The 10,531-nt window shown below is 44.6% G+C and carries 10 protein-coding genes; 5 read left to right on the top strand and 5 right to left on the bottom strand.

Annotation, left to right across the window (positions count from 1 at the left end; translation table 11 throughout):
* Positions 1–137: 137 nt before the first annotated feature.
* From A7325_RS06635 to A7325_RS06615, 5 genes are all read right to left on the bottom strand, one after another.
* On the bottom strand, positions 138–836 hold the full coding sequence (locus A7325_RS06635; RefSeq protein WP_068406021.1) for a ZIP family metal transporter: 699 nt from the start codon (positions 834–836) through the stop codon (positions 138–140).
* Between the two features lie 200 nt (positions 837–1,036).
* Positions 1,037–2,308, bottom strand: a complete 1,272-nt coding sequence (gltS, locus tag A7325_RS06630) for a sodium/glutamate symporter (protein WP_068406019.1) — start codon at positions 2,306–2,308, stop codon at positions 1,037–1,039.
* 84 nt (positions 2,309–2,392) lie between these two features.
* Entirely contained in the window at positions 2,393–2,770 is a 378-nt protein-coding gene (locus A7325_RS06625; RefSeq protein WP_068406016.1) for a barstar family protein, read from the bottom strand.
* A gap of 1 nt (position 2,771) precedes the next feature.
* The gene (locus A7325_RS14115) at positions 2,772–3,545 is read right to left on the bottom strand and encodes a ribonuclease domain-containing protein (RefSeq protein ID WP_082894326.1); all 774 of its coding nucleotides are present in this window, start codon (positions 3,543–3,545) and stop codon (positions 2,772–2,774) included.
* Between the two features lie 159 nt (positions 3,546–3,704).
* Complete coding sequence (locus A7325_RS06615; RefSeq protein ID WP_068406009.1) at positions 3,705–5,006, bottom strand: glutamate-5-semialdehyde dehydrogenase; 1,302 nt, start codon at positions 5,004–5,006, stop codon at positions 3,705–3,707.
* Positions 5,007–5,420: 414 nt separating this feature from the next.
* Here A7325_RS06615 and A7325_RS06610 point away from each other — a divergent pair, with 414 nt between their 5' ends.
* The 5 genes from A7325_RS06610 to A7325_RS06590 all read left to right on the top strand — a co-directional run bounded on the left by A7325_RS06610 (position 5,421) and on the right by A7325_RS06590 (position 10,164).
* Positions 5,421–5,735: a hypothetical protein gene (locus A7325_RS06610; RefSeq protein ID WP_082894325.1), complete on the top strand. Its 315-nt coding sequence runs from the start codon at positions 5,421–5,423 to the stop codon at positions 5,733–5,735.
* 343 nt (positions 5,736–6,078) lie between these two features.
* Positions 6,079–6,876, top strand: a complete 798-nt coding sequence (locus tag A7325_RS06605) for an ABC transporter ATP-binding protein (protein WP_068406004.1) — start codon at positions 6,079–6,081, stop codon at positions 6,874–6,876.
* A gap of 305 nt (positions 6,877–7,181) precedes the next feature.
* Positions 7,182–7,982, top strand: coding sequence for a transporter substrate-binding domain-containing protein (locus A7325_RS06600; RefSeq protein ID WP_180952506.1), 801 nt, complete (start codon positions 7,182–7,184; stop codon positions 7,980–7,982).
* A 137-nt stretch (positions 7,983–8,119) separates the two neighbouring features.
* Positions 8,120–9,058, top strand: coding sequence for a transporter substrate-binding domain-containing protein (locus A7325_RS06595; protein WP_068406000.1), 939 nt, complete (start codon positions 8,120–8,122; stop codon positions 9,056–9,058).
* A gap of 143 nt (positions 9,059–9,201) precedes the next feature.
* Positions 9,202–10,164: an ABC transporter substrate-binding protein gene (locus A7325_RS06590; RefSeq protein ID WP_068405998.1), complete on the top strand. Its 963-nt coding sequence runs from the start codon at positions 9,202–9,204 to the stop codon at positions 10,162–10,164.
* The last annotated feature ends 367 nt before the right edge of the window (positions 10,165–10,531 follow it).

Raw genomic sequence — 10,531 nt, 5'->3', positions numbered from 1 at the left:
TTCGAAAGACCTGCTGCTTCTCAAAGAAGTTTGATAACCACTTTAAGGTGTTTGATTTGGTATTCTTCTATGTCAATTATGGCTATGTCTGATGCCAGCATACTTTTTAGAACACCACCAAATATTTAACCTATCTTTTAACCGCCAAGCTGATTTAGTGCCAGTGCTAAGATGAGGCCAACGGTGGTACTAATACCTGCCCAATGGTTGCTGCGTTTAAAGGCAGTAGGGAAGACCTCGGTCGCTAAAGAAGCAATAACCGCTCCTGCTGCAAAACAGTTGATGGCACTAATGATGGCATCATCGACATTTTTTAGCAGCACCTTGCCTAGGATAGCCGCCAGCGATAATAAAATTGCAGCCCCAATCCAAAGCATGAGCACTTTTTTATTGCTGGCACCGTTGCGGCGCATTTCTTTGGCACCGCCTGCTGCCTCTGGTAAGTTGGATAACAGAATGGAGCCCGCTAGCGCCGCCACTTGCATGACGTTGCCACTAATTAATGCCACACCCAGCGCTAGGTTTTCTGGTACGCCATCGAGGGTGATGGCTGCCAGTAGTCCTGAGCCGCCATCGGCATTGAGCTTTTCATCGAGTAGATAATCGACACTCGCAAATACCACTGCGCCCAGCATGGCAAAGGCCGCTGTCACCCAAACGCCGCTGTCAGTCACCGCTGGCTGTATCAGTTCGATGACGACCGATATCATCAGCGCGCCGCCAGCAAGCGCCAGTAAATTACCTTCAAGCCAGCTAGGTAAGCGGCCGTAAAGCCCCCAAAGCGCTCCAATAATCAGAGCGCCTGATACCACAAGAATCACTGCAAACATTAACATAATAGGCCTCAATATTTTTATAGTTTATTGATAACGGCTAATGGTTGTGGTGTCATTATAAATTGCGTAATTGTTGTGTTAGACGCTGTTAACGGGCCATGTTGCTCATATAAAATACTCAAAAAGAACCCGACTATATTTTTATAATCGGGGTTTATCTAAATTCATTTAATCAAAATTTCTAATTTATATCTTCTTTATCAAAACGGTAACTTGGTAAATATCTGCAAGATAGTCGCGTTAACGATATCGACAAAGAACGCACCAACCATCGGTACAATCAAAAACGCTTTCGGTGATGGCAGGTAGCGATCGGTCACTGCCTGCATATTGGCAATCGCCGTCGGCGTGGCGCCCATACCAAACCCAGAGTGTCCAGCTGCCAAAACCGCGGCATCATAGTCTTTACCCATGATTCTAAAGGTAACAAAATAAGCATAACCAATCATGACTAAAGTCTGCACGACTAAGATAATCAATACAGGGCCTGCCAAATCTGTCAACTCCCATAGTTTTAGCGATAGCAGCGCCATGGCTAAGAATAGACTTAATGACGCATTACCAATCACATCGATAGCACGGTCGAACATATCAAAATTGAACACCATGGTTAAAGCATTACGGATAATTACGCCACCTGCTAATGCCCAAACGAAGGTAGGCAACTCAAACGCGGTATCTGCTGCAACCAGTGTCATAATATCTGCAAACGCCAACGCTCCTGCAAACAAAGCCAATGACTCAATCGTTGAAGAGGCGGTAATCAGACGGATATTATCAGGTTTTTCAAACATCTCTTCATGGCGATGATCGCCATCTTCGCTATGCTTGGTACTATATAACGACTGCTTACCAGCAAGCTTTTCAACGTCGCTTTGATTGGGATTGACAGGGGTTGGTTTAAGACCCATTTTATTGATCAATCGGCGTGCAACAGGACCACCAACCAGACCACCTGCAACCAAACCATAGGTAGCAACGGCAATACCAAGAGTGGTGGCACCAACGACATTGTATTGTTCTTCTAATACAACGCCCCACGCGCCTGCGGTACCATGGCCGCCTGTTAGCGCGATAGAGCCAGTCACTAAGCCAAGCAGCGGGTCAAGACCTAGTACGCTGGCCATTGCCACCCCAACCACGTCTTGTAAAATAATAAAGACCGAGACGACGATGGTGAAAATTAATAAAGGCGTACCACCTGCTTTCAGCCGTCCAAAGTCGGCGCTAAGTCCGATAGAGGCAAAGAACATCAGCATGGTTGCTGTTTGTAGTCCTTGGTGGAAGTTAAAGCTATAACCCCAAATCAAATTAAGGGCATAAACAATTACAGCAGCAATCAAGCCACCAGCCACGGGTTCTGGGATATTAAAGTCTTCCAAAAACTTGATTTTTTTAACCAAAAAGCGTCCTAATAATAGCACCAATGTGGCAAAAATCAGGGTGTAATATCCGTTTAATGTTACTTCCATAAGTTCATCCTTTCTGTAAATATGAATTCACCTAAATTCGAGATAAAACTGGCTTTATCTCGAATTTAGGTTCTGCTCGTTTTGCTATGCGTAGGCATCATCTGAAGCCTCAATAATCCATAATTGCGGTTTGCCAAAATCTTTATAGGCGTCCTCTATCAAGCGCTTAAAGACATTAAAGTCCTCGCTGTTGATTCTTTCTACCGCATTTAGGTAAAGCGTGAAGTCTGTGATATCACTATCGGTCAAACAGTCCCAAGCGCTGTCCCAATTATGGGCAAAATAGCTGGGAAAATTGGCGGCTGTCGCTAAGCTATTTAGCAGCGTTTCTTTATTCAAAACATCGCCAATTGGAATGTTAATCGCATGCTTCGGAATGGCATTAATAAACGCTTCGTCTTTTTGAGCAATGGCGTTTTGGTTAACGTCATTTTTTTTAATATAGTAAATCGCTTGGTTCATATCATCTCACCTGCAATTGCTGAAAGCTGTCGTAATGGTCGACGGTCAAATAATAGACGGTTGGCGGATGACCGCCGGTGACAATACGCCGTGCGCCGCGATGCGAAACGCCCGGCGTCGGCACGGTATATTCGCGATAATAGCCTTGCGACTGGGCAGGCAATTTGCCTTCGCGATTATAAAAGGTGGTGCCATCTTTATCAGGGTAAGGAAACGGGCCGCCTTGCTGAATCAGCGCCAGTGTTTGGTCAATTTGCGCGTCACCCGTGATAGCTGCTGTGGCTGCTGTATCAGGGCTAGAGGTCTTAGGCGCTGTCTGCGTTATAGACGTTGCTGGCGTGCTGTCTGCAAAAAAACTAGACGTCAAATCACCAAAGAAAAAAACCGCCACGGCAATAAGGGTGATAAAACTTAATAGAGTAGATAAGCCAGTTTTTTTATGTTGTCTGCTTTGGTTATTTTTTGACTGGTTTTTTCGATGATAGCTAAGGTTATTTGTATGCGTATTTTTTGCATGTTGTTTGGTTGCATTTGCTAGCGGTGCTTTTGCGTCTGCCGTTTCTAAAATACTTAATTCGTTAGAGGTGACTTCGGTTGCGCGTAATTGGTTTTTGTCATTACGCTGACTGTTAAAATAAACAAGCTGGCCCTCGCTTATCGGCCGCGATAAGCGCACGCTGCTGATATGAAAGAAGACATCTTCATCTTGATTGTCTACATCAATAAAGCCATCGCCTTTGTCAGCATTCCAGTGTTTAATTTTGCCACTTTGCATGGGCACGGCTTCCTATAGCGTGGTTTTTATTCAGCAAAATAATTTTTATATGCCATATATAGCATATTTATCAATAATAAAAAAACGCCAGCAATTAAGCTGACGTTATTTAAGATTATACTCGAATTGGGCAATAAATTATAGTGCAGCAATGATGCCCTAGGCGCGCGTTTCGCCGTGACCGTAAACAATCCATTTTTGCGAGGTTAAGCCCTCAAGCCCAACCGGTCCACGGGCATGGATTTTATCGGTTGAGATACCGATTTCTGCTCCAAGTCCGTACTCAAAACCATCGGCAAAACGGCTCGAGGCGTTAATCATCACGCTTGCCGAATCGACTTCTCGGATAAAGCGCTGCGACTTAGTGTAATTGTCGGTAATGATGACGTCGGTATGGTGGCTGCCGTGAGTGTTGATATGTTCAATCGCTTCGTCGATACCCGCTACCACCTTAACTGCCAAGATAGGTGCAAGATATTCGGTATCCCAGTCCTCGCTAGTCGCTGCCGATAAATGACCTTGCAGGGTAGCATTGTCATTTAAAATCGCCTGTGACTTCTCATCGAGGCGCAGTTGCATGGCGTCATCGGCTGTTACGATGGCTTCTGCAATCTTTGGCAATAACTCATCGGCGACATTTTCATCGACCAACAGCGTCTCCATGGTATTACAGGTACCGTAGCGGTGAGTTTTGGCATTGACGCTGACTTTAATCGCCGTGTCTGCATCGGCATCGCTATCGATAAAGGTATGACAATTACCATCTAGGTGCTTAATCACAGGGACGCGGGCATCGCGGCTGATACGTTCAATCAAACCTTTACCGCCGCGTGGTACGATAACATCGACATAGTCTGTCATGGTAATCAGCTCGCCAACAGCAGCGCGGTCAGTGGTTTCTAACACTTGTACGCTATGCTCAGAGAGACCGACCTTTTTTAAACCCTGTAAAATGCATTTGGCAATCGCTTGATTGGATTCAAAGGCTTCAGAACCACCGCGCAAGATAATAGCGTTACCAGATTTTAGCGCCAGCGAAGCCGCTTCCAAGGTAACGTTGGGACGCGACTCATAAATCATCCCGACTACCCCGAGTGGCACACGCATTTTGCCTAAATGAATACCTGATGGACGATAAGTCATGTCGGTCACTTCACCGATAGGGTCAGGCAATGCCGCCACGTCTTTTAACCCTTGCAGCATACCATCGAAGCGTGCATCGTTTAGCTCTAGACGATCGAGTAAGGCAGCGTCCAAGTCGTTTTTTTGCCCCTTATCCATATCGATTTTATTGGCCGCTAAAATATCAGCTTTGGCGCTTTTTAACGCATCATAGATTGCCATCAGCGCCGAATTCTTATCGCCAGTATTGGCCGCAGCTAATGCTCGTGATGCCGCGCGCGCTTGCTTACCGACCGTCCGCATATAGGCGGTTACATCTGTGGTATTCGATTGCGTCATAAATTAACGTCCTTTTATCATCAATAATCTAAAAAATATCGTTTAGCGCTCTAATGGCGCTCTGCTATTTAACATAGAGGAGATGAGGACGATAGTAAAGTCGATTTTGTGAATAACTACCGTTTAGCAAGCACTGCGGAGTTTTCTTATGTTGTATTTTAAGGTTTTTAACTTTTTATAGCGTTTATAAGTAATGGGAGATAAAAAAGTATGCTGTCTGTTACGTATTTTTAACAGAACTGCGCTGCAACTGCTAAGGTAGTCGTGGTCAATCGTGAGTATAGTGGGCGCTAAGACGGTCAATTCATACGCTATCTCATACGTTATCAATGAAAGACATAGCAATTGGCTGATGCAATAAAGTGATGAATTTTATAAAGATTAATAAACTAAAGACTCATTATGGAGAAAAAAATGGCTATTAAAAATAAAGCCTATAAAAACTGGCTCACAGTAGGCTTGGTAGCAGCAGCATTAAGTGTCAGCGCCTGCGGCAAAAAAGAAGAAGCGCCAATGGACGTTGAACCAACCGCTGACGCGCAGACGCCAGTAGAAAATAACGCTACCGGCGTGGCAACAGCAAACAGCACGGATGATGTCGCCGTTGCAAGTGCCGATGCTAATGATGGTATGGCCGTTAGCGAGAATGATGATGTCGCAGTAGCAACTGCTGATGATGCAGAAGTCCTTGATGGAACTGAAAGCGAAGAGCACATTTCGACTTACTAGTTGAGTTTGTTAAATGCCGCTTGCGGGCGTCGACTGACTATTTAGCAGATAAAACAGCGCTAGCGGCGTTAAGATGATAAAATAAGGCCCATAACTGACTATGCGTTATGGGCCTTATTTTGTTGTTGATTCCGTTTAAAAAAGTACCGCGCTACTTAGCTAGAGTTATCTAAGCTGAGCGCCGTTTTGAGTATTTTTTTATCGGCAATGAATTATCCTGTCAAACTCTAATGACCTTTAATAATTGAAGGGGCAGGGTTTGCCTTTTTATCGCATTATAGGCGACAATGGCGCATTTTTTTATTCATGTTTTCACTCATATTTATTGGAAGTCTGCTAAACCATGCTTGATACTGCAAAGAATCCGACTCGGCCTATCGCCTTAGATTTACAAGACGTCCATAAAAGCTACGGCTCGTTGGCGGTGCTAAAAGGGGTGTCTCTCACCGCTTATGATGGCGACGTTATTTCTATTTTAGGCTCGTCTGGCTCCGGTAAGTCAACCTTGCTGCGCTGTATTAACTTGCTTGAAAAACCCAATCAGGGGCGTATCATCATCGGCAATGATGAGCTGATGCTAAAACCTGCCAAATCAGGCGAATTGCAAGCAGCAGACATTAAGCAGTTAGAAAGCTTACGTGCGCGCGTGGGCTTTGTGTTTCAAAACTTTAATTTGTGGCCGCATAAGACCATTTTGCAAAATATCATCGAAGGACCAACGCAAGTCTTAAAAATTAAAAAAGACCAAGCGATTAGCGATGCAGAAAAGCTGCTCGATAAAGTGGGTTTACTCGATAAAAAAGACGCTTATCCGGCGAATTTATCGGGCGGTCAGCGTCAGCGTGTGGCGATAGCGCGCGCCCTTGCCATGCAGCCACAGGTGTTATTATTTGATGAACCAACCTCGGCACTCGACCCTGAACTGGTCAATGAAGTACTTGCGGTCATGCGTGAGCTTGCCGAAGAGGGGCGTACCATGCTGATCGTTACCCACGAGATGCGCTTTGCCCGTGAGGTATCAAGCAAAGTGGTGTTCTTGCATCAAGGTATCATCGAAGAGATTGGTACACCTGAGCAAGTTTTCGACCATCCAAAATCTGAGCGCGTTAAAGACTTTATGGCATCGCATCGTCAAAACTAGAAGCGAATGTTTTACAGGTGTTTGGTTGAATGTCAAAAAACCTAAAACGCTTGTGATACAAAAGTTGCCCTCAGTAATTTTCTTGGCCTAAATTTTCTTAGTCTTTTTATTACCGAATAATCACAGTTGGTATGCAAAACGTTTGTTTTTGATATTTGAGTCAGGTATTATCAAAGGGTTTATAGGCAGTCGCAACTGGCGTCTGCCTATGTCTTTATGTTCATTGACTTGCTTATCTGGCAGGGACGTCAGAGAACAAAATATCAGAACCCTATATCAAAACCTCATCAGAATTTAAGGAATGTATGATGTCGAATTCTCGCCTATTGTGGTCATCGATGACCGTCACCGCCGCGCTTATGCTTGGCGCTTGTAGTCAGTCTGCTAATGACGCCACTGATAGCAGCGCTGATGCCTCTGCTACAGAAACGGCGGGCAAGACCATTCGCATCGCCACTGAGGGCGCATACCCTCCCTTTAACTATACCAATGCCGATGGCAGCTTGGCAGGATTCGATATCGACGTCGCCAATGCCTTATGTGCGCAAATGCAAGCCAAATGTGAAATCGTTGCTCAAGATTGGGACGGTATTATTCCAGGTCTATTGGCGCAAAAATACGACGCCGTCATCGCTGGTATGTCAATCACTGAAGAGCGTCAAGAAAAGGTTGATTTCAGCGAGCCGTATTTCGCCAATACCATGGTTTGGCTTACCGATACCAAAGGCGGCTTTGACCCCAAATCCATTAAAAACCTAACCCTTGGTGGCCAGCGTTCAACGACACCTGGCGCGTATTTACAAGATAATTATGAAGGTAAAGACGGCAACACCGTCAAGCTTTATGATAATTATGACAATGCCTACTTAGACCTAAAATCTGGTCGTAGCGATGCGGTACTTGCTGAAAAAGTCTCTGCCAAATCATGGTTAGCGGACAATCCAGAAGGTTTTGGTATCGTGGGTGATGAGATTGATAACGACGATAATATTGCCATTGCTGTCCGTAAAGGTGACTCAATCAAAGACGACTTTAATAAAGCGCTGAGTGAAATCCGTAGCAACGGTGAGCTTGCCCGTCTTGAGCAAGAAAACTTCGGTCAGTAATTTGCTTGATGCGCTTTGCGAGAAGTCTTTAATTGATAGCTATTAGTCAACAGACGGTTTCAATAAGCGCCGATTAACCAATGTCTGAACCATTGCGGATGAATAACGGCTGGTAAATATATTAAGGAATAACCTCTATGATCACTTCAATGACCTCATCAATGAACAAAAAAGCGCTATGGCTTGCGCCCCTTAGTGCAGCGATGCTGATGCTTGCTGCTTGTAACAACAGCTCAACGCCTACAGAAAATACGGACGCCGCTGCTACAAGCGACGCACCGTTACATATAAAAATCGCCACAGAATCAAGCTATAAGCCTTTTAGCTATACCGACGCCGATGGTAAATTAATTGGCTACGAGATTGAGCTGGTAGACGCCTTATGTGCGCAAATGAAAGCTGAATGTGAAGTTATCTCGCAAGATTGGGACGGCCTCATTCCAGGGCTAAATGCGCAGAAATTTGATGCGGCCATCGCTGGCATGTCAATCACCCCTGAGCGTAAAGAAGTCGTAGAATTCAGCGACCCGTACTTTCATACTGGTATCATCCTCATCGGTAAAAAAGGCGATGATATTACCGTCGATGGCCTAAAAGGTCAGCCAGTTGCTTCACAGCGCTCGACGGTTGCGTCACAATATCTACAAGAAAAACATGCTGACTCTGACATCAAGCTTTATGACACTCAAGACAACGCTTATCTAGATCTAACCTCAGGTCGCGTGCGCGCCATGATGTCTGATAAAGTCACCGGTATCGACTGGCTAAAAACCGACGCCGGTAAAGACTACGAAGTCAAAGGTCAAGAAATCAGCACCAGCGATGATGCGATGGGTATTGCCTTCCGTAAAGGCGATCCATTGGTTGCCAAGTTTAATAAAGCTTTGGCTGAACTAAAAGAAAACGGCACTTACGATCAAATCACCGGCAGTTATTTTGGTACCAGCTCAACAGCGGCGGCGCAAAAAGCAGTAGCGACTGATGGCGTCAAAGAAGTGGTGGTCGCTGATGACAGTAATGTCGATGCCAATGCAGTAATTGCTAAAGAAGAGCAAACGGAAGCGGCGACTAATTAATAGAGCTTTCTCTCATAGTCTATGAGATAAGCGCTGATTTTAATAAAGCACGTTTTAATTAAAGCGTGCTTTATGCCATCTATAATACTTTCCTAAGTACCAATGCCAATTAATAATGCCAAATAACAACATCAAGGATGATTATGAGCAACCATCTTCTTTTAGCACCTGTGCCTAGTACGTCCTCTGTTACCTCATCCGCCAGTAAGCACTTGTTAAAGACAAAATCGATGCTAGCCTTAGCGGCACTATTAGCTTTAGCGGGCTGTAGTAATGGTCAAAATGAGACTAATGAAACTGCTAGCTCGGATACGACTAAAACGTCCGAAGCGGCTGATAATAATAGCGCTGCGAGCGACGATGATAATGTACTACGTATCGGCACCGAAGGCGCTTATGCACCCTTTAACTATACCAATGCTGACGGCACGCTTGGCGGCTTCGATGTTGAAATCGCCAATGCTATTTGTGACGATTTGCAGATGACTTGTGAAATCATAGCGCAAGATTGGGACGGTATTATTCCTGGGCTTAAAGCGGGTAAATATGATGCCATCGTCGCGGCAATGTCGGTCACGCCCGAGCGTGCAAAGCAAGTGGCTTTTACCGACCCGTACTTTAGCAATGCCTTGGTATTTTTAGCCAAAAAAGACAGCAGCTTTGATCCTGCCAATAGCAGCGATATCAATGCCCATTCTATTGCCGCACAGCGCTCGACCATCTCTTCGCAGTGGTTAGAAAATGCCTATCCAAAAGCTGATATGAAGCTTTATGATACCTTGAGCAATGCCTTTTTGGATTTGGGTTCTGGTCGCGTTGATGCCATGATATCTGACAAACTCCCAGCGCTAGAGTGGCTTGGCTCACCGTCAGGCAGCAATTATGCAATCAAAGGCGATGAGATAGATATCAATGATAATTTTGCGATTGCCGTGCGTCCTAACGATGAAGCCTTGCAAGCCAAAATCAATCAATCTTTGGCCAATCTAAAGTCCAATGGCACGTATGATAAAATCAATCAAAAATATTTTGCCGTACCAGCAAAGGCGGCAAACACTGAGTCGGTAGCACCCGAATCAGCAGTAAAAGAGAGCGCAGGGCAATAAATGCTTATTGTTATCGCTATATTAATCACGGTTTTCCCTATTTAGCGGTAAACGTGAAGTCATAAAAGCAAAAAGACATTACCATCAGGGTGATGTCTTTTTTGCTTTAATAATAGGGTTACTTTACAACCAATACAGGGCGAGGGGGATAAGTTTTTCGAAGCCTCTGGAGTGCAAAGCGCACAGCAAGCAAGAAAAATTTATCCTACTCGCATCTGGTTGTTATCCTATCGATTTTGTTTAGAAATGATTATCATGATTCCTTACTCAAAGAATCACCACAATTTTATGCATTATGAATGGTCAACTTTTATCAGATATCACTGATTTATAGGCTATTTATCCTGATAAGTCTCTATTTAGGCAG

This window comes from Psychrobacter sp. SHUES1, from assembly GCF_001652315.1.
GTDB lineage: Bacteria > Pseudomonadota > Gammaproteobacteria > Pseudomonadales > Moraxellaceae > Psychrobacter > Psychrobacter faecalis.
This window is presented reverse-complemented; position numbering and strand designations above follow the sequence as displayed.

Excerpts from the sequence above, each read along its gene's own strand:
- A7325_RS06635 (WP_068406021.1), bottom strand. The coding sequence starts at position 836 with ATGTTAATGTTTGCAGTGATTCTTGTGGTATCAGGCGCTCTGATTATT.
- gltS (WP_068406019.1), bottom strand. The coding sequence starts at position 2,308 with ATGGAAGTAACATTAAACGGATATTACACCCTGATTTTTGCCACATTG.
- A7325_RS06625 (WP_068406016.1), bottom strand. The coding sequence starts at position 2,770 with ATGAACCAAGCGATTTACTATATTAAAAAAAATGACGTTAACCAAAAC.
- A7325_RS14115 (WP_082894326.1), bottom strand. The coding sequence starts at position 3,545 with ATGCAAAGTGGCAAAATTAAACACTGGAATGCTGACAAAGGCGATGGC.
- A7325_RS06615 (WP_068406009.1), bottom strand. The coding sequence starts at position 5,006 with ATGACGCAATCGAATACCACAGATGTAACCGCCTATATGCGGACGGTC.
- A7325_RS06610 (WP_082894325.1), top strand. The coding sequence starts at position 5,421 with ATGGCTATTAAAAATAAAGCCTATAAAAACTGGCTCACAGTAGGCTTG.
- A7325_RS06605 (WP_068406004.1), top strand. The coding sequence starts at position 6,079 with ATGCTTGATACTGCAAAGAATCCGACTCGGCCTATCGCCTTAGATTTA.
- A7325_RS06600 (WP_180952506.1), top strand. The coding sequence starts at position 7,182 with ATGATGTCGAATTCTCGCCTATTGTGGTCATCGATGACCGTCACCGCC.
- A7325_RS06595 (WP_068406000.1), top strand. The coding sequence starts at position 8,120 with ATGATCACTTCAATGACCTCATCAATGAACAAAAAAGCGCTATGGCTT.
- A7325_RS06590 (WP_068405998.1), top strand. The coding sequence starts at position 9,202 with ATGAGCAACCATCTTCTTTTAGCACCTGTGCCTAGTACGTCCTCTGTT.